Origin of the sequence: Candidatus Uabimicrobium amorphum (assembly GCF_009002475.1) — a bacterium.
In the GTDB taxonomy this organism is placed as follows: Bacteria; Planctomycetota; Uabimicrobiia; order Uabimicrobiales; family Uabimicrobiaceae; genus Uabimicrobium; species Uabimicrobium amorphum.
In genome coordinates, this window is the sequence record NZ_AP019860.1 from 4,636,856 (window position 1) to 4,657,882 (window position 21,027).

Annotated in this window: 10 protein-coding genes; 7 read left to right on the top strand and 3 right to left on the bottom strand. The window is 40.7% G+C overall.

The window, feature by feature from the left end:
* Positions 1 to 121 precede the first annotated feature (121 nt).
* Positions 122 to 1,075, top strand: coding sequence for a hypothetical protein (locus UABAM_RS16865; protein ID WP_151969179.1), 954 nt, complete (start codon positions 122 to 124; stop codon positions 1,073 to 1,075).
* Positions 1,076 to 1,085: 10 nt separating this feature from the next.
* Complete coding sequence (gene uvrA / locus UABAM_RS16870) at positions 1,086 to 3,944, top strand: excinuclease ABC subunit UvrA (protein ID WP_151969180.1); 2,859 nt, start codon at positions 1,086 to 1,088, stop codon at positions 3,942 to 3,944.
* Between the two features lie 306 nt (positions 3,945 to 4,250).
* Here the strand turns inward: uvrA and UABAM_RS16875 are convergent, their stop codons facing one another.
* Entirely contained in the window at positions 4,251 to 8,738 is a 4,488-nt protein-coding gene (locus UABAM_RS16875; RefSeq protein ID WP_151969181.1) for a serine/threonine protein kinase, read from the bottom strand.
* A 458-nt stretch (positions 8,739 to 9,196) separates the two neighbouring features.
* Here UABAM_RS16875 and iscB point away from each other — a divergent pair, with 458 nt between their 5' ends.
* The 3 genes from iscB (at position 9,197) to UABAM_RS16890 (ending at position 13,214) form a co-directional block, all read left to right on the top strand.
* Positions 9,197 to 10,597, top strand: coding sequence for an RNA-guided endonuclease IscB (gene iscB / locus UABAM_RS16880; protein WP_151969182.1), 1,401 nt, complete (start codon positions 9,197 to 9,199; stop codon positions 10,595 to 10,597).
* Positions 10,597 to 12,864, top strand: a complete 2,268-nt coding sequence (locus UABAM_RS16885) for a serine/threonine-protein kinase (RefSeq protein WP_151969183.1) — start codon at positions 10,597 to 10,599, stop codon at positions 12,862 to 12,864. Before iscB ends, UABAM_RS16885 begins: the two co-directional genes overlap by 1 nt.
* Before the next feature lie 137 nt (positions 12,865 to 13,001).
* Positions 13,002 to 13,214 (top strand): MbtH family protein, encoded by a 213-nt coding sequence (locus UABAM_RS16890; protein ID WP_151969184.1) that lies wholly within the window; start codon positions 13,002 to 13,004, stop codon positions 13,212 to 13,214.
* A gap of 87 nt (positions 13,215 to 13,301) precedes the next feature.
* Here the strand turns inward: UABAM_RS16890 and UABAM_RS16895 are convergent, their stop codons facing one another.
* Both UABAM_RS16895 and UABAM_RS16900 read right to left on the bottom strand, forming a co-directional pair.
* Entirely contained in the window at positions 13,302 to 13,880 is a 579-nt protein-coding gene (locus UABAM_RS16895) for a PEP-CTERM sorting domain-containing protein (protein ID WP_151969185.1), read from the bottom strand.
* A gap of 214 nt (positions 13,881 to 14,094) precedes the next feature.
* The gene (locus UABAM_RS16900) at positions 14,095 to 16,548 is read right to left on the bottom strand and encodes a prenyltransferase/squalene oxidase repeat-containing protein (RefSeq protein WP_151969186.1); all 2,454 of its coding nucleotides are present in this window, start codon (positions 16,546 to 16,548) and stop codon (positions 14,095 to 14,097) included.
* Positions 16,549 to 16,818: 270 nt separating this feature from the next.
* Here UABAM_RS16900 and UABAM_RS16905 point away from each other — a divergent pair, with 270 nt between their 5' ends.
* Both UABAM_RS16905 and UABAM_RS16910 read left to right on the top strand, forming a co-directional pair.
* Entirely contained in the window at positions 16,819 to 17,928 is a 1,110-nt protein-coding gene (locus tag UABAM_RS16905) for an efflux RND transporter periplasmic adaptor subunit (protein WP_151969187.1), read from the top strand.
* Complete coding sequence (locus tag UABAM_RS16910) at positions 17,912 to 21,016, top strand: efflux RND transporter permease subunit (protein WP_151969188.1); 3,105 nt, start codon at positions 17,912 to 17,914, stop codon at positions 21,014 to 21,016. Before UABAM_RS16905 ends, UABAM_RS16910 begins: the two co-directional genes overlap by 17 nt.
* Positions 21,017 to 21,027: the final 11 nt, after the last annotated feature.

Genomic DNA, 21,027 nt, shown 5'->3' on the forward strand with positions numbered 1-21,027 from the left:
TTGGTTCCCCAAGAAGGGAAATTTCACCACAAGACCGTTTAAAAAATTGCAAAATCCGTAATAAAACAGTACTATATTAGTAATAATCTTGTAAAGATAGGTTCAAATTATGGGTGGAGTTATGGATAAAAGTCTTAGTGAAAAGTGCACGCGTTTTCAAAACGCTCTCGATATGTTTGTGTCGCGTGTGAGTGAAGATAAGTGGATTCAGGCGGTTGTACTCATTGGAGAAATCAGTGAAGAAACGATTTGGCACAAAGAACGTTTATTTCTGTGGGTGATCGAAGTGGATAATGTGACCAAACGCCGTAAGAGTGACGGGGGAGATGAGAGAATTTTTCGTACATATGTGGAAGATGACATCAATATTGTCGTTGAACTGATTCCACGTACACGATTTAAACTGATGGTCGAAGGAAATTCACGTACGGCTTTTACCCACAATTTTTTTGCAAAACGCCTTGTTGTTCATAGCAAAGACCCTTCTATTGATCGTTGGTTTACACAGGCAAATCAACTCGCGACTTCCGATCAGGATACTGCTCTCCTGATCGCGATGACATGGGTGATTCATCCTCTAAAGTACATTGATAAATTAATCAACATCAAAAAAGATGCAGAACTGGCACGTCAAGAACTCATTGGGGTGGCGCATAGCTTAGCTTCCATAGAGATTATATTGCGGGGAGAAATATACGAACACCAACTCATCTACAAAGCGCTAGATTACAATCCCGATTTATTTTCTGTAGTTTATGAAGATATATTGGGGCGTCAGCGTTCTTTTTCAAAGCTAAAAAAAGCCCTACAAACAGTGCGTGACTATGTACATGAAAACGATACGCGTTATCTGCGTCCGCTCATAAAATTTTTCAAAGCACATCGACAAATTGTACCGTTGTCTCACATTTGCGATAACTTCGCGCATACTCAAATTTACCCGTGGCATATCGCGAGTGCCTGCGAATGGTTGGCCGATAAAGGTGTATTGGAAAAAGTGTCGTTGCCTATTCGTGTGACGAAAAAAAGTACTGTGGATGTGGAAGAACCTGCGTATCAATGGAATGAATCATAGTGGAGAAGAAATGCGAAAAACATTGTCTGTTCATGGAGCAAGAGAAAACAATCTAAAAGATATTGATATTGAGATTCCACGTGACAAACTCATTGTGGTGACAGGTGTCAGCGGTTCCGGAAAATCTTCTTTGGCATTTGATACAATTTACGCTGAAGGGCAACGGCGTTTTTTGGAATCTATGTCATCGTGGGCGAAGAGATTTGTGCAACAATTAAAAAAGCCGCAAGTCGACTTTGTAAACGGCTTATCTCCCGTGGTGTGCATTGATCAAAAAACAATTTCCAAAAACCCGCGTTCGACAGTGGGGACGATGACCGATATTTTTGATTACATGCGTATGCTATTCGCGAGCATGGGAACACCTCGTTGTCCTGTATGCGAAGAAGAAATTGCGGTGTGGAGTTTGTATCGCATGATGGAGCATTTGCTGTCGCTTCCCACAGGAACGGAAGTAGAAATTCGCGTGCCAGTACTGAAAATCTATAATGAAGATTACGCATATCTATTTGAAACCATTCGTGCCAGTGGTTACCGTCATGTACGCATTGACGGGGAAAAACGCGACATTGGCAACGAGGTAGAGCTTGACGAAGATTGCGATTATTTTATTGAAGTGATTGCCGATGTTTTTGTCATCGAAAAAAATATTGATAAGCAAATTATTGCTTCTCTGGAACACGCAAATAAAGTTGGTGCTGGCTTTTTTAGCTTTCATATTTTAAGTGAAATTGCGAAAGGGAAATGCGATAAATTCTATGGCAATTGTGGATGTAACAAACATCGTGTTTTGTGTTGTGAAATGCACCATGGTTGGTTTACATTTAACGATGCCGCGGGAGCATGCAATACTTGCTCTGGATTGGGAACATCTATGCGCGTTCATACTCCTCTTCTCGTTCCCGACCCTTCGCGTTCGCTGCGCGACGGGGCATTTGTGAAAGAAGCTATTGGGTGCGATAAAAATACTTGGGGTGGACGCATTTTAGAAAGTCTGGCGCGTTATTATAACTTTAGCTTGGATGCTGCTTTCAATAAATTGGAAAAATCAGTGGTGGATATATTATTTTACGGTACGAAAGGAGAAAAGTTTCCCATTGTAATTCCCGAAGGAGCAACACAAGGTAAGCATCACGAAGGTAAGCAAGTGAGTTTTAGCGGTATCGCCACAAATATTGAACATCGTTATAATTGGTACCGTAAGCACGGTGAAGCCAGTAACTGGTCAGAGGAATACTATCGCAAGATTATGGTGGAGCAGGTATGTCCAGATTGCAAGGGCGCACGATTAAAGAAACAACGGTGTCTAGTGAGTATTGCGACCAAGAATATTTATGAATTAGGAGAAATGCCTCTGGAAGAATTGCGCGACTTTATTGGCAACATTGAGGCGGAGGCAAAGCATGTAGAGGTACTGCAAACAATTCAGCGTGAAATTATTGGTCGTTTGGATACATTAATCAATATAGGTTTAAATTATCTTAACTTAAATCGTCGTTCCGCAACTTTGTCTGGCGGCGAGTCGCAAAGAATACGTCTTTCTTCGCAAATAGGTTCGGGTTTGATGGGGATGCTATATGTATTAGACGAGCCGAGTATTGGTCTCCATGCTAAAGACAATGCTAAGATGATAAAGACTTTGCGCCATTTACGCGATATTGGCAACACGGTGATTGTTGTGGAGCACGACGAAGACACCATCCGTGCCGCAGATTACGTCGTAGAGGTTGGCCCTGGACCAGGGATTCATGGTGGTGAGGTCATCATGAGCGGTACGGTACAAGACATGATCAAGGATAATAATTCCATTACCGGACAGTTTTTAAGTGGCAAAAAACAAATCAAATCTCCGGAGAAACGCAGCAAAGGGAATGGGCAGTATATTGAGATTAAGGGTGCAGAGCACAATAATTTACGTAAGGTAAATGTCAAGATTCCTTTGGGAAATTTTGTATGTATTACTGGTGCTTCTGGCTCGGGGAAGAGTTCGTTGATTCACGAAACGCTATATAAAAAATTATACGCCCTTAAATACGATAGTCGTGTACTTTCCGGTAAACATCGCAAGTTAGTGGGGGCTGACAACGTTGACGATGTCATTCATATCGATCAGTCTCCGATTGGACGTACTTCACGTTCTAATCCCGCGACATATATTGGTTTTTACGATAATATTCGCAAATTATTTGCTTCGACAACGCTTGCTAAAGAACGCAAATACAACGCTTCACGTTTTAGCTTTAATGTAAAGGGGGGACGTTGTGAGGAATGCAAAGGCGAAGGAACCATCACCACAAAATTGGCGTTTATGCCTGACGTAGAAACCACATGCCCTAGTTGTAAGGGAAAGCGTTACAATGATGAGACTCTCGAAGTGATGTATCATGATAAAAATATTTTTGACGTTTTAGAAATGTCTATCGAAGAGGGGGCAACATTTTTTAAAGACCAAAAACTTATCGCACGAAAACTCAGTGTACTAAATGATTTGGGACTTGGTTATTTAACGGTAGGTCATCCCGCACCCATATTATCCGGAGGTGAAGCACAGCGCGTAAAGCTATCCGCGGAGCTATCGAAAAGTAAACGTGGAAAATCGAATTTGTATATTCTCGACGAACCAACCACTGGTTTGCACTTCGCCGACATTCAAAAATTGCTAGATTGTTTACGTAGTTTTGTTGATAAGGGACATAGTGTTGTTGTGATAGAACATAATTTGGATGTTATCAAAACAGCGGATCACATCATAGACCTTGGACCAGAAGGTGGTGAAAGTGGTGGAGAGATTATGGCAGTGGGAACTCCAGAAGAGGTGGCGAAGAAAAAGAAATCGCATACGGGACGTTTTTTGGCAAAGTTGTTGTAATGTTTTCGGAGTAAAGACTCACAAATCCATGTCATCCCCGCGGAAGCGCATGGCTGTCAAGCTAAGAACGACAAAAAATGCCTAAGAGATACTCATATAGGTTTACGATTCATCGAAGTTGTACAACGCATAGCATGAATATTTCTATAACACAGTGCGTTGTAGGGGCGGGCCCAGTGTCCGCCCGTTCTCTCAAATACAGATGGATACTCTCTATTCTTCAATAAAAAATTCATGTCATTCCCGCGGAAGCACCAAATACTAGCATATTTCACTTCGCGATAAGTGTTAATGTTATTGTTGTTGTTATTCCTCTTTTTTCAAACGGCGATAGGTGGCGAAATCTTGTTGTGCCTGTTGCGGTTTGTTTTGTTTTTTATATACTTCACCTCTATATTTATACGCCTTATAGCACAAAGGATCTATCTTTATGGCTGTGTTGAGGTCGTCTTTTGCCATGCGTAGCTCTTGACGAGAAATATAGCCTTTTCCTCTATTTGTATAGAGCATCGCGATTTTATGTAAAATTTTTACACTGTCCTTGGCGACGGTGTGTTTTATTTCATAACAAATCTGCTCTATTTTTTGTGGTGAATCTAAGTTTCTTTTGGCTTTACCTACGAATAATTGGGTCATTTGTTGTACCATTTTTTCATAGGTGTTTTTGACGGCGACGTTGTTGTTTTTTATAAAAATATTGTACAGGCGCATGGCTTTATGCGGTTGTTTTTTCTTTAATAGACTTTGGATTTTGTTGTTCACATCGCTTATGGATATCTGAGCTATGGTTTTTGACTTTTTCGCAAAGAGTGATCGGAAACGCTTTTCGCGGGAAACATCTGCAAATAGTGGATCAATTTTTAGGTAGTTAAGATTCCAACCGAGTTGTTTGGCCCACTCTAGGTGTTCGTACATTTCGTTTTTGCGTTGTGACATTTGACTGAGTATTACGGCGATGGCATAGTGGTACTCGCCTTGTTGTGGCTGTTCTGCGATGACTAATTGCATGTAGTCTAGTGCATTTTGCAAGTGCTCGTGTTTATTCTTTGCCGAAAAACTGCGACGAAAGTGAGCGATGGCTTTGCGATAGTTCACTTTCAATGCCGACACGAAATTTGTTTCTAGTATCTTTTTTTCGGTGAGGTCTATGCCCAATTTTATGAGTAAAAAAATGGCCAAATCTATGGATTTTTCATTTCCGGTCACCCTTCCGGTTAAGATTCTATATTCTTTGTGTAGTTGTGGTTTGTCGCGTAAGTATATGTGTATTTGTTTGAGAAGGTTGCTGCGGTTGACCACTTGATAGAGAAGTTCTTCGTCTATTTTCACGAGTTTATTAATGAATGTATCGATGTGCTTTGGGGGATGACGATACTTCGGATGCTGTATTAATATGTTGTCGTAGTTTTGTAGCCATGGTAGAAAAGAAGATAATAAATTAGTTTGCCTTAGGGGCGGAAATGACTGTGCAAGAGTTTGCCAAAGGATTCTGCTCGCCATGTGCGCTTGTTTTTTATTTTGCATCTGTAGTGCAATAATGATGAACAGTAAGTTGCAAACATAGCTTTTTCCACGGCGATTGAGTTGTATACTTTGGGACATAAGTGGGAAGACACGTGGCATAAGTTCTTTGACTTTATCCAGTTTACCTTGTCTCAGATACAAGAAGGCTAAAAAATTAAGCTCCATTTGTAGATGCTCAAGTGGAGAAGGAGGATTATATAGAACCTTGAGTTCTGGGTTACCATCGACTTCGGCAAGAAAGGACGTGTGTTTTTCTTGCAGAGGATGTTTTTTCAATAGTCGTTCTAACTCTCGCGTTGCATCGTTTAATTTTTTATCACCCATGCGCACTAAGATATATTGCCATTGTGCTGCAAAATCTGCCTCTGCGACTTGTTTATATAAGTATGCGGCGCGCTCAAAATCACCGATCATGTTGTATATCCTTGCCAAACCAAGCCACGAGGCGACATTCATTCGCTGATTTTTGACGGCATCCTCAAAATTGACAATGATATTATTTACCTTTTGTAAATAAGAACCTTTTCCCTCTAGAAGCATTAGGTCTTGGTATATTTTTGCGCGGTATAATTGGGTTTCACCAATAAAGTTTTGCTGATTGATACTTTCGAGTATTTTGAGAAGATCTCTGTATTTTTGCAAACCTTTATTGAATTCCTCCATAGAATCTTTTTTTTGCGGACATAGGTAGAAATGCAAAATAGATCCCGCATTTACGTTGTCAAATTCTCGTACGACAAAGTCTTCGCGTTTCATGATTTCGCGGTAGAATTTTGCCATTGTCCGATAGTAAGATTGGTTGCTCCCACTGGGAATTTGTTCTAATTTTTTTTGTACCTGTTGAAAATTATCACGTATGTCATTTATTTCATCTTCCATATTTTTTCTATGTTTTTTCAATACTTTGACATATTGTGTGTCGAGTTTGTCTGAAATTGATTTTTCCTGATGCTTTACTGCCGAACGTTTTCCCATTAGTAGATGCCAGCGTTGTGAATATATCTGTCCCAAATAATACAACGAAAAGAAATGGTTGTCCGAAAAACGACGCGTTGCTTTTTCGTAGTAAATTTGTGCGGTAAATGTATCGCCTTGTTGGTGATATAAGCGTGCGATGCGATAAAAACTATCCGCAAAGGTACTGTTTGCCAAAACAATGTTTTCCAATTCACTACGTATTGCTTCTAGTGTATATAGTGTCGGTTTTTGTAGCTGTAAAATTCTTTCTAAGACAAGACCATAGCGGTTTTGAGTAATGGCGGTGATGCGTCGCAGAGTTTGTTGCGCTTTATCGTTCGCGTTGTCGCACCTGTATATGAATTGTGCTTTCCACCTTAGCTTTTCCAAACTTTTGCTGCTGAGTTCACGCTGTTTGGTAAGGTCAATTTGAGAAATTTCTTTTACCAATGATGATAATTTATCTTGATAGTTTTTTGCCAGAGAAAGCGCGGGCGTGTTACTAGTCGCATAAGAGCGTATGGCATCGTTATTACCAAAGTTATGCTGCGCTTGCGCGAGTACTTGACTGTGTTCGCGTTTATTCTGCTCATATTCTTTTTGTAACGCGCTATATTTTTTTATCATGTCGCTACAGTTTTGGAAATATTCCCAGATAGAGAACAATGCGTCATCGTTTTTTTGCCAGCGTGTAATTTTATCCTGTATTTTTTTATCTTCTTGGTATTGATCAAGGCGAACTTCTTTACACAGTTGCGGATATTGTTGGTGAAGTTTTTCTATGATCGTGAAGGCCGTTTCTAGTCTTTGTTTACGTTCGCCAAATGTTTGTTGATCTTGTACGGCCAGCTCCGTAAAACGCTCCCACCACTTTTGCCATACTAGTATAGATTTTTTATTTTGCGCTTGTCTGTTTACGTATGACATTATCCCCAATGTAAACAACAGTAGCATGCTGATCGTTGTGGTAATGGCGATGGGCAATTTATGTCGTTGTACTTTTTTCCATAAAAAATAGGAAAAGCTTGCGCGACGTGCCTCGATCGCTTCCCCATTTAACATGCGTTCGATGTCTTCGGCCATTTCGCGACCATTTTGATAACGATCTTTGGGGGTTTTCTCTAGGGCTTTCAAGCAAATGGACTCGAGTTCTTTCGAAATTTTACTATTGTGTTTACGTGGTGGTATGACATCGCGATGTAAAATGCTGAATATCATCTCCACTGGAGTTTGACCATCAATGACCGCTTTGCGCGTAATCATTTGATAAAGAATTGCGCCAAGAGAATAGACATCTGTTGCCGGAGAAAGCCTGTGGATGTGGCCTGCTGCCTGTTCTGGCGCCATGTAGCGTGGAGTACCAATTACTGAACCTTCTCGGGTAAGCTCTGAAGAGTTTTCAATATTTTTTGCAAGGCCAAAATCCATCACCAAAGGAGTATCGCCATTGTTCATCATGATATTGCTTGGTTTTAAATCGCGGTGGATAATGTTGCTCTTGTGCGCATATCCCATAGCATAACAAACATCTTTGATAATTTCTAAGCTACGGCGAATATTTAGCTTTTTTTTGGCAAGCAAATCGCTTAGCGAACCGCCCTCTATATAGTCCATTACGATATAGTCTTGTCCTTGATACGTTCCCATGTCATGCACTGTAACAATATTGGGGTGATGTAGTTTAGCAGTAAGTTTACCTTCTTCTAAAAATCGTGATTGGTTTTCTGTTGATTGAGTTCCTAGTATTACTTTTATGGCAACTGTACGATCTAAGCGGGCATGATATGCTTTATATACACGCCCCATACCACCAGCGCCAATCTGTTTTTCAAGCTTGTATACCGCAAATGTTCCTAGGTCGTTTTTTGTAAAAACTCCTGGAGATTTTTCCAGGGGATTTTGTGTAGTGGAGTTCGTGATTTGTTCGTATATCTGGTCGTCTTCGTTTGTAAAAACTCCCTGCGATTTTAGCGACTCCACACATGTTGCAATATGATCCATATTAAATTGAGGAACTTGGGGAAAATGTAAATTGGGGGAAAAGTTGTTTTGTTGCAATGCTTGTTTGCGATAGTTTATAATCGAAGCAACTTGTGCATTGTCTAACATTTCTTGTTTTTGAGCTTCTTGAAGTATGAATTGCAATATAAAGAAAAACTGCGTGTTGAAAAACTGCTTTTCCGTTAAAATTTTTTTCTGCAAACAGTATTGGCGAAAATTCACGGAGCTGTTCTGTAATTTTTGATAAATTTCAACTGGTAAATAGCCCAGGTGATAAGACCATTGTGCCAAACATTGATCTCGGTAATCCATTGTATTTCTCCATTTTGCTAAAATATAATCGCTGACGAACCGCTGTAGCAAAGTGAAATTATATGAGGAATGGTAGCTGGGTTGATTACTTCGCTTGGGATCATAATTTTCAATTATCTATTATTTGTGATCTTTTTGTCAAAAGATTTGTATGGGAGTAAAAGTCAACTACCCCCACTTAGTACCTAACGGTACTTGAAGTGGGAGCTTGTAAGCTCAGTTGTTGACCAGCTTATATCAAGTGTAACAAACTTGATAAGCGTTAGAAACGAAAATATAGGTACTCTGGGGTGCTTCTCCAGCTCCAGACTCTACGGTTAGTAGTTAAACAGGTGTAGTGGGTTAAGCCAGTACTGCTAACATACAAAACCGTTTCATAACATTAGCGAGGAGACCTTTACCGGTTCTAAACCGAGAAACCAAAGTAATTTGGTACTTTACAAAGAAAGATAGCTTTGATGCAAAGAAGAGTGTTTGTACTCAGTAAAAATAGAAAACCTCTAATGCCATGCTCTGCGGCGAGAGCACGACAATTGTTAAAAGAAAGAAAAGCAAGTGTCTACAGACAAGAACCCTTTACCATCATTCTCCAAAAAAGAACAGAGGGAGACTTACAGAAGGTGCAACTCAAGTTTGATCCGGGAAGCAAAATTACGGGAATGGCTCTTGTCGTATTTTTTCAAAAAGGTACAGTCGTTACTTGGGCAGCAGAACTAGAGCATCGCGGCGAAAAAATAGTCGATTTGCTAAGCAAAAGGCGTGCAATTCGCCGTAGTCGTCGCAATCGTAAAACACGATATCGCCCACCAAGATTCTGTAATCGTACAAGAAAAAAAGGATGGATTGCACCTTCTTTAAAATCAAAAGTAGATAACATCTTTAATTGGACGAAAAAACTACTCACTTATGCACCAATTGACAACTTGTGTGTAGAAACAAATCGTTTTGATACCCAGAAGCTACAAAATCCTGAGATTTCAGGCGTAATGTATCAACAGGGAACACTGTTTGGCTACGAAATTCGCGAATACCTACTTTACAAATGGAATCATCAATGCGCTTATTGCGATGCAAAAAATGTTGCATTGGAGATAGATCACATTCATCCACGAAGTAAAGGCGGAAGTAATCGTGTATCTAATCTGACCATTAGTTGTCGTAAGTGCAACGAAAACAAAGGTAATGGTGATATCCACAACTTTTTAAGCAAAGACAACAAAAGATTACAGAAAATCGTGTCTTATAGTAAAAAAACACTGCGGGATGCTGCAAGCATCAACACAACACGCTACGTCATCGGCAACCAGTTAAAGAAACTCGGTATAGATGTAGAATTTGCAAGTGGAGGAAAGACAAAAGCAAATCGTCGACACAACGGATTCAGCAAACAACACTGGATTGATGCTGCCTGTGCAGGAGAGAGTGGAGAGAATGTAACTATTTCTCAAGACCTAATACCTTTGGGTATCCAATCTCAAGGTAGGGGCAGTAGGCAAATGTGTCGCGTGGATCAATTTGGATTTCCTCGTACAACAGCGAAAAGTCAAAAAAGGGTAAAAGGCTTTCAAACGGGTGACATCGTAAAAGCCGTTGTGACAAAAGGTAAAAAAAAGGGTGTTTATGTTGGTCGTGTTGCCGTAAGATCTAACGGATATTTCAATATCAAAACGAATAATTCTACAGTACAAGGTATTTCTTATCGTTATTGTCACTTGATACAACAAGTTGATGGATATTTTTATTTCCAGAAAGGAGATGCGAGATTGAAAAAGGCATCGTGCTCATGCTTCGCGCATTCGTGTCCGAGTGGCGATTCCTCCCCAACTTATAGAAGTCGGGGTATCCTCGCCATAAATTGATGAAATATGGGAATTATACAATAGAAGAAGAGCTTGGCCGCGGAGGAATGGGAATTGTATACAAAGCTTACGATGCACATCTGCGAAGACATGTGGCATTGAAAGTAGTAACGGAAGGCTCCTTAGAAAGATTTGAACGCGAATATCGCGCTTTAGCACAATTGCAACATCCCAATATCGTTACTTTTTATGAATACGGTATGCTTCCCAAACCTTTTTTTGCGATGGAATACGTTGTAGGAGAAACGTTAGAAAAAAAGATTGCGGAAAAATCACTAGAACGCAGTAAATTGATCGATTTTATTATTGATGTTTGCGAAGGGTTGCAAGAAGCACACAATAAGAACATTTTTCATCGCGATATAAAACCAGCGAATATTATTATCGATACGAAAAACAGAGCGAAGATCATGGATTTTGGAATTGCGAAGAGCAATGTCGATGAGGAAGAAAAATTGTCAAAAACAGGTTATATGGTCGGAACTTTATTGTATATGTCACCAGAACAAATCGCAGGAGAATTTTCGACGCAAACGGATATCTATTCTTTGGGCGTCTGTATTTATGAAGCGATCACCGGGCGTACTCCTTATCAAGGAACATCGCAAATCAATATAGCCTATGCCATTCAAAATCAAGACCCCATTCGTCCGCGTGAATTCAATACAAGTATTTCTCCCTACCTCGAAGCAATTTGTATGAAGTGTTTGGCACGCGCACCTAAAAAACGCTATAAGAGTATGCGACAATTGGCAAGAGATCTTAAAAACTTCAAAGAACAAAAGCCAATCATCGCCAAAAGAATTACCTACTTAGACCAGATGAAAAGTACGGTGAAAAATAATAAATCGCTTTTTACACTTATTGGTGTTTTTATTGTTTTCTTACTTACTTTTGGTCTGTACTTTGCGGTAAAAGAACAAAAATTACGCGAGATCAACAGCGAATTGCATGTGCTTAACCAAGCGATGAATAAATTTACACAAAATATATTAAGTAGTGATTACCAAGATTTGTTTGCGCGTCGTGAAATCACCACACCGCTGTACGAGGCGTTCAAGCAGTCTAGTTATTTGAAAAATGCAGAGGAACATATTTTTCTTCGTGGTGTTGTTTATGGTAACAGACCTGACAAGAAAGATAAGGAACAAGCACTTCGGGATTTTAAAAAAATCATAAAAAAATACCCTGAAACTTTTGTTGCTTATCGCAACATCGGTGTTTTGTACCAGCAACTAGGTGAGGAGAAAAAGGCGCTATTTTATTTTGAGAAAGCGCGTAAATTAAATCCGCAGGATGCAAAAAGTACCTATGCCGTCGCCATGAGATTGTTTCGCTCAAAGCAACATGAGGAATCACTGAAAAACTTTTTGCATGCTGTGGAGCTTTCTCCTCGAAACGCCCAGTATCGCTACGAATTGGGTTTACTTTATAATGCTTTAAACAAACAAAAGAAGGCCTTCGCGTCTTTCGAAAAGGCGATTGATCTTCAGCCTCATTTTGCGGCGGCCTACCGTGAACGTGCCATTCTGTTTTTTCGATTTAACCAGTTAGATAAAGCCATTGCAGATTTGAATCGCGCAATAAGTTTAGGACTAAGAAAAGCAGATACCTATTGCGATTTGGGCAGTTTGTATTTAGAAAAAAAACAGTATGACGCGGCGCAACTCAACTGTCAGAAAGCGATTGAGCTTGACGTAACGCATGTACGCAGTTACTACACAATGGGACTCGTGCACCAAAGACTAAAAAAATACACAAAAGCCGTAAAATACTACAGCAAGTCCATAGAGCTCGAACCTCAAATATTTTCGTATCTCAATCGCGGTAATGTTTATCGAGATTTAGAACAATACAGTAAGGCTGTTGATGATTACATAAAAGCTATTTCGATTAAGAGTTACTATCCCGCACATGCTAACTTAGCAGCGGTTTACAATATAATTGGGTTATATGAAAAAGCCATCGAACAAGCAACCGTTGCGATTCGTCTACAAAGCAAGTACGAAGAGTATTACCAAAGAGGTTTGGCGTATCACAAGTTGCGTATGTATAATAAATCCATCAAAGATTACGACAAAGCTATTGAGCTTGGTTCTGCGTTGCCGGCGGTATCCAAGGTTTACGATAAACGTGGGGATGTGTACTTTGCTATTGGGGATCATAGACGGGCTATTGATAATTGGCAAAAAGTTGTTGCGTTGATTCCAGCAACTAGGCCGGAAATGGTAAAGAAAATCGCCAAAGCAAGACAGCGAAGAAAATGATGGATGTGACAAATTGAAACTTTTATTGGTGAACGAGAATCGCGGCGAAAAAGTAATGTTCGATTACGTTAGTTGCGAGTTAAAATTGTAAGAGTGGTTTGGCCATTTGACAAAGGAAGTTCTATAAAGGAAATACTATGAGTGAATACAAAGATTGGCAAGATGGAGAGCTGAAAGTCGTTGTGAATCATGAAGAACAGTACAGTATCTGGCCGGCAGACCGTGAAGCTCCTGAAGGCTGGCGAGAAGTCGGTGTTCGTGGGGACAAAGCAACGTGTTTGGAGTATATCGAGAAACATTGGACGGATATGCGTCCTTTGAGTTTGCGTAAACAAATGGATGGTGGGTAATATTTTTGATAAATGTAAGAAATCCAGCCATTTCAATTTTGAGTTGCTGGATTTCTCACATTTAGATGATGTGCGCGTGGTTTCTTACTATCGTTTGCGGCGAGTTATAACGCAAGCTCCCAAAATAAGAAACATAAGATAAGTGGATGGTTCTGGGACTGTTTGGAATGTAGCATTGAAACCTGCGTCAAACCCTCCTTCATTTACGAAGCCACCTATTGGAAATAAATCTGCTCCTCCTGCGTATGCATTAGGTGCGTCAAATATCTCTGCAGAGTTAGGTAGAACAGCAAACGATTTGGCGAAAAAAGGGATTAGCAACCCTGGTCCGAAATCATATACTCCGCCACCAACATGAGTACCTGTTCCGATACTTCCTGTGCCGGAAGCGGCTTGGGCAAGAGTAGGTGCAGATGCAAAGATATGGATTTCTCCAGGTGCCGTGGCGGCATTTACAAAATCCAAGCTAAAAGATGTCAACAAAATATTTCCGTCAGGATTAGGAGTCGCTATACCAGTGCCTTCATTCCCTTGAACATTTGGTGTAAAACTTTGTCCTTGGATGAAAAAGAACGTTCCTGGTTGCGTGTTACCAATAGTAAATGATTCTGCGTATAAGCTAACGCAAATAAAGCTCATTGCAAGCAAGGCAATTAATTTTTTCATCGATATGTCTTTCTGTGGTTATAAATTGTTCCCAGCTGTACGGTGCGAAAACCCAAAACAATTTATTGTAGTGAACAGCAATAGTTCGATAAAGTTTTAGCTCTTAAAATTTCATTTTTTATTACAATCTAAAATTGTAACATCAACGGCTACTCAATACAATGCTTTTGCTTAATTTGTATAAATCAGTTACGAACTCGAAACAAGAACAAAACTAACGATAGAACATTTGTAGAGATAGTGTGTTGAATGCTGTCGCCTGGACGCGTCCACCGGCTTTGCTCCAAGCGTCAATAGCTGGCCAAGAGCCTTTTTTACAATCGTTTGGACATTGCTTTTCTAACAATATAGGCAGTAGCGCTTTGCGCCATTTTTGCCAAAAATCACCTTTCATATGTCTCATTGCCACAGTACCGTAGAACCAATAGCAGTAGTCGATCGTACTTTTTCTGTTATCATTTTCTTTCCATGTGGGCAAATTACTTTCTACAAGAACGGCGCTGTTGTTATTTTCGCTGCGACTCATTCCTAATGCTGTACGTATGCATATCGCCGCAGCGGTCATTGTTTCTACGGGGAGAAAATTGGGAGCGTTTTGTAAACGTGGGCCAGTGTCACCTTTTTGCATATAACCTGTACGAGAATAATGTTCATCCGTTGTGGCAGACAACCACTTTTTTACTCCAGAATAAAAATCTCTTGGTACCACAAAATCTGTTTTGGCAGCCTCTGTGAGTGCGATGACACACCATGACGTTACCGAAGTGTTACTTCTGCCACTTTGAGAAGTATGTCCCCAACCAGATTCTGCATTTTGGGCTTTTATCATAAAATCAACAGCCTTTTGTATGCAAATGCGTAAAACAGGGCTGTAAATTTTTTGGTATAACTTGCAGAGTGCAAGAGTTGCTATGGCATGGTGGTGCATGTAGTCGTATCCTTTTTGGTCGAAGCATCCTTCGTCACTTTGTAATCTGCAAAGGTAGCGTGCGGCACTACGTGCGTGGCGTTTTAATTTCAGTTTCGCAAAAGTTCGCTCTTCACTGTTTACCAAACACAGAAGCGCAAGAGCCGTGACCTTTGTATCCATTTCTTCCGTGCCAAATCCACGACATGGTGTTGTCTTACAAAAGTCAGAAAATGTCGCCGCTTTCCAACTACCATCGGCTTGCTGATGATTTTTTAACCATGTAAGGCCTGCACATATGGCCTCCTCTATTTCTTTCACTCTTTGGTCGTCTGTAATTCGTGGGAGTTTTCCGCCGAAATGTGGGCCAAAACTTCCCAGTGCACCAAAACTTCCCGCACCACCGCCAACTCCAATTGCATCAATTCTAGAGTTGCCTCCGAAGGGGTTATCTCCGAATGGTCTATCTGAAAGACGGTCGTGAGCATAACTTTCATCAAATGTTTCATAATGGTCTTCTTCTACTTCCTTTAGAACAGGATCTTCGATGACGGGATCTTCAATGACCGGATCTTCGACAACGGCTTTACTTTTTTCGATGGGGATTTTCTCGATGATCCCGATCGCTTCTTCGTGGACTTCTACGTCTGATGTTGTTGGTGCATAAAGACTAAATTTAATCACACTTGTTTTTTGCATACCGTCTGCGGTATTTCTGCACAAGTCGAGAATACGAACTATGTTGCCGTAAGGTGTTTCATTGCTTGCTCGTATTTCAAATGCGATCTCCGAAGACGAGAGCGGTTTTAATAGCGACTGCAAATGCGCTGTGAGAAGCTTGTAGTTTTCTTGTCCAGAAAAGGAATTTTTCCCAATGGAAAAAACGTTGTTATTGACCATGATAATAATTTTAGGACGCGTTTGATGATTTGAGGAAGAGACACCTACGTCCATAGGTAGGTAATTTTGGACAATAGTTTTACGATCGTGAGTAAAATATAATTTGTAAATGTTGTGTTTGGCGACAAGTGCTATAAATCCCTTTACTTTGTCCCACAATGCTTTGGAAGCATGAATAACCATTTTCATTTGCGAAATTTTTTGTCGTGTCGATTTTTGTGCAAAATTTTTGAGCCATGTTTCGCAATTTTTGAGGTTGTCTAAATCGCAAATTTTTTGTTCATTATCCATATCGGATTCAAACCAATTTGAGGTGTAGATTGCGTTTTGTGCGAAGCGTACGATCACAAAGCGTGTCGGTAGACAAGCCGTTTGCCACTTTTTTTGCTCATGATAAACGCGTAGTCCGTAGTTAGGAAGTGTAAAACTAGTTATGCGCCATTTTTCATCATGACGTTGTGCGTTAAACAAAGCAGTGCCTCGATATAGGTCTTTTATTTCAAAAGTAAATTGGCCACTTGCTACATTACCATCTAATTTGAATTCACATTTTACAATGTGTTGTGGGTAAACAAAGGAATAGGTGTTTTGTCTTTCATGGCGAATGGCCGCGAGCATTTCTTGGCGATCGATATTTTCTATTTTGAAGTAGGAAAAGTCTTTTACTACGTCGGGATTGATTTGTTTTTCTAAGTGCAAATTTAAATTGAGTAAAAGTAAGGATAAGGGCTTTTGTTTTGCAGAGGTCATATCTTCGGAGGAAAAACTGGCTGCTTGTGAAATTAGGGTTTTTGCCTCATTTGTTGATAGGGCAAGCAATAGGTGATTTGCTAATAAAATAGAACACAATAAGATACGCATACTCGTATATACTCCTAAGTTATGGTTGTAGTTGTACAACGAATATACAATATATCATTTGACAATGCCAAAAATTATCATGGTAAAGTGTGTGCTGTTCGCACACGAATTGCGCAGTAAATTGCATAAAAATTGCCATATGTTTTCAGGTATATGTTGAACTTTTTTTTATTTTATGTATAATATATTCAACCTTGCGTGCCGGATGTAATTTTTATTTTACATCAGCTCGCGGTATAAACCTGCAAATTTACCAAATAGGAGTGTAAGATGAGAATCATTGTGAGAATCATCCTGAGAATTCTGGAAGCAATTGTCGTATTCGCATTGTGCTGTTTGTGCTTCTTTGCCGCAAAACCAGACTATTTTACAACAGAAGAGCAGAAAAAAGTAAAAAGAACATCTGAAACTCCCCCTGTAAGAGTTGTTACGCGTTCTGTACAATTTCTTGCCAACGATCGTGTTTTTCAAGCCACGGGGACAAGCATTGCTCGTAAATCGGTGTGGATATACTCGCCAGTTGCCGCACAGGTTACTTCCGTAAACTTTACAGCGCAAAAAAGAGTAAAGAAGGGAGCACTTCTTCTCCAACTAGATGACCGCGAAGAAAGGCTTGCGTTGCAACTTGCCAAGGTAGAATTGCAGAATGCGGAAAAAGTGCTTACGCGTTATCGACGAACTATTGGTGGCCGGGCTGTTTCCGCAAATGAAATTGATGCAGCTCGTTTAGGTTTCGATGCAGCGAAAGTCCGTTTAGAGCAAGCGAAGTTTGCGGTTTCAGAGAGAAAAATCATTGCCCCTTTTACCGGAGTTGTTGGAATTTCTCGGGTAGATTTAGGAGATCGTATTGCGACAAATACCATCATTACCTCTTTGGATGATCGCAGTGGTATTTATGTCGATTTTCAGGTTCCTGAACTTCTTGCAGGCTCTCTTTCTCCCAATTTAAAAGCCGAGATGACTACACCGGCATTTCCTGGGAAAACGTTTATAGGTACAATTACAGATGTGGAAAGTCGTTTTGATGTACAAACTCGTACAGTAAGAATTCGTGTGAGTATAGACAACAGTAACGATATGTTACGTCCCGGAATGTCATTTGCGATTAAGTTACATCTCAAGGGCAAAATTTTTCCTGCTGTTCCTGAAATTTCGTTAAAATGGGGACGTGAAGGAGCATATGTGTGGCTTATTAAAAACAGTAAGGCGCAAAAAACCACAGCGCGCGTGGTTGCCCGTACCAATCAACAAGTACTAGTTGATGCACAAATAGAAGAAGGAGATATCGTTGTTATCGAGGGAACGCAACGCCTGCGTGAAGGGCGTGAGGTGGTAAACGATAGTGAAAAGGAGCAGGAGTACAATGGACCGACAAGGTAAAAACTTTTCCGCTTTAGTGGTGCGTCGACCTGTTTTGATTATTGTGATCAACTTACTCATCATTATTGCTGGTGGTGCGGCCATGTTTGGAATCGATATTCGCGAATTGCCAAATGTCGACAGGCCAACGGTTTCCGTTCGCGCATTTTATGACGGAGCGTCACCTGAAACTATGGACGCTGAAGTAACACGAGTAATTGAAGGAGCTATTGCGCGGGTGAACGGAGTACGTAACATTCGTTCATCTAGTGAAGAAAACAATTGTCGTATACGCATTGAATTTCAACCAGGCGTTGATCTCACAGATGCCGCCAATGACATTCGCGAAGCGATAAACCGTAACCGTAGGCAGTTACCAGAAGATGTGGAGGAAGTATTTGTTGTTAAGGCCGACGACGATGCGGAACCTATTATCCAACTTTCTGCGGTGAGCAATACTTTGTCAAAAGACGAGTTGGCGCAAAAAATCGAGAAAGACATTATGCCAGCGTTTCTTTCGATACAAGGAGTTGCAGAGGTAAGGCTGAGTGGTAATCAAAAACGTGAATTGCGTGTGCTTTTAAAACCCACGCAAATGGCGAAGCTAAAGATAAATGTTTCTTTAGTAGAAAATGTTTTGCGCAATGCACGATTGGATATCCCTGCTGGAAGTTATAAGTCGGGTGACCAAGAACTATTAGTACGCGCCAATGCATCGATGAGTACGCCACAGCAAATTCGCAAACTTATTTTGCGTGACAATGTGTATCTTGAAGACATTGCGGTGGTATTTTTTGCCCCCGAAGAAGCCGAATCTTATGCGCGACTCAATGGTAGTATTGTGATTGGTCTTGACGTAGTACGTCAAGCCGGTGCAAATACCATTAACATCTCCAAAGATGTCGATAAACAAGTCGACAAAATAAACCGACGCAATCGCGACGTGGAAATTATCAAAACGGCGGATGATGCCATTTTTATTGAGGGGGCAATTAAAGAAGTTTTAGTGAGCTTGCTATTTTCCGTCGGGATAGTTATTTTGGTTATTGTATTGTTTATTGGTAGTGTTCGTGCTACTTTGGTTCCCGCTGTTGCGATCCCCATTTCACTTATTGGTACTTTTTCCGCTATTTGGTTGATGGGACTTTCTATTAATCTTCTGACTCTTTTAGCCCTAGTTCTCGCCACAGGTCTCATTGTGGATGATGCGATTGTTGTTCTGGAAAATATCCAGCGCCACCAAAAAAATGGTGTCAAGAGTATGGCGGCGGCGGTGATTGGTTCGCAACAAGTATTTTTTGCGGTAATTGCAACTACCGTTACTCTTGTTTCCGTATTTTTACCGATTACGTTTTTACCGAGTCAGGCGGGGAAACTGTTTCGTGAATTTGGCTTGGTGCTCTCTGTCTCGGTTATTATAAGTTCCATCGTGGCCCTGACTTTATGCCCAATGATGGCGTCGCGTTTAACAATTGCCGAAGCAGAAAAAACATGGTTTCCGATGACAAAGGGCATTTTAAATTTTTGCGGACAAATATTTAGTCATTTCTACCGTTTTTCGCTAAAAATATGCATCAAGTTTCCAGTGATTTGTTTGTTAAGCATTTTGGTTCTATGTTGCGGCAGCTGGCCGGTGTTTCAGTCTTTAAAACAAGAGCTTGTTCCCAAAGAAGACCGAGGCAGTGTTCGTATTATGCTCACCGGGCCCGACGGCGCTTCTCTGCCGTATAGCGATCGTCAGGCGGAAAAACTAGAGGCAATAATGTACCCTTATTACAAACAAGGAATTATTACGAATATCTATACAACGGTAGGTCAATACGATAAAAATCGCAGTTCCATTGTCGCAACTCTCAAACATTGGGAAGAGCGCGATATAAACCAGCTCGAACTCACGAAGGAAATTCAAGAACGTTTGGGAGAAATTCCCGGAGCGCAGGCACGGGTAAGAGGCGGGAATAGTTTGGGCGTTCGCGGTGGTAGAGGGGGATTGAATATCGCCCTGTTGGGAAATAACTACAGCGAAATTTCTGCAGCTGCGGATGCATTGGTTCTGGCAGTGGAAAGTCTACCAGAGGTTACCGATACGAGGGCCGATTTTGATACATCGCAACCCGAACTCGCTTTTACGATAAATCGCCGCAAAACCAATGACTTAGGCGTCGATATTGTTGACATTGCACGAACGTTGCGTGCGATGGTGGATGGCTATGAAGTTGCGCGATTAAATATAGATGATGAAGAGGTTCCCATTATTCTTGGGTCTGTAGACGGAGCAGCCGATGATCCCGAAGATTTACTCAATGTCTTCATGGTAAACGACCAGCAAAATTTAATTCCTCTGTTGTCATTCGTTGACATAAAAGAGTCAGGTATTGCTGCTGAGTTGGATCGGCACAAACAAAGGCGTGCTATTGAAGTGGATATTGGTTTAAAGCCCGATGCTGTTTTGAGCGAAGTTGTACGTGAAGTCGAAAAGATCGGCGAGGAGATACTTCCAAGTGGGGTCAACATTCTTTTGCTGGGAGACGCCGCGGATTTGGGGGAGACGTCGTATGAACTTTCTATCACGTTTGGTTTAGCAATATTAATTGTATTTTTGGTTCTCGCTGCACAATTTGAAAGTATTGGTAGTGCATTTATTGTCATTTTTACGGTTCCTTTTGGCCTTTCTGCGGCAGTTTATGCACTGTACTTTACAGGGCAATCGATAAATTTGTACAGTCAAATTGGTTTGGTGATGCTCGTAGGGCTCATGACGAAAAACTCTATTTTGTTCGTGGAGTTTATGGATCAACTGCGTGAAGAAGGTGCTGAGGTAAAAGAGGCTATTCTTCGCGGTGCACAAATAAGATTACGTCCGGTGATGATGACTGTATTGTCTACAGTTGTAGGTAGTTTACCTCTTGTACTTAGTAGTGGTCCTGGAAGTGAGGCGCGCTCAGCTATCGGTTGGGTGATTTTTGGTGGTTTGGGGTTAGCGACATTTTTGACCTTGTATCTCACACCTATCGGATACGCTCTAATCGCTCCTTTTGTGAAACCACGTAGTCATGCACAAAAAATATTGGAAACACAATTGCAAGAAGTGCAAAAAATTGCTAGTTAAGTAAGGTTCTC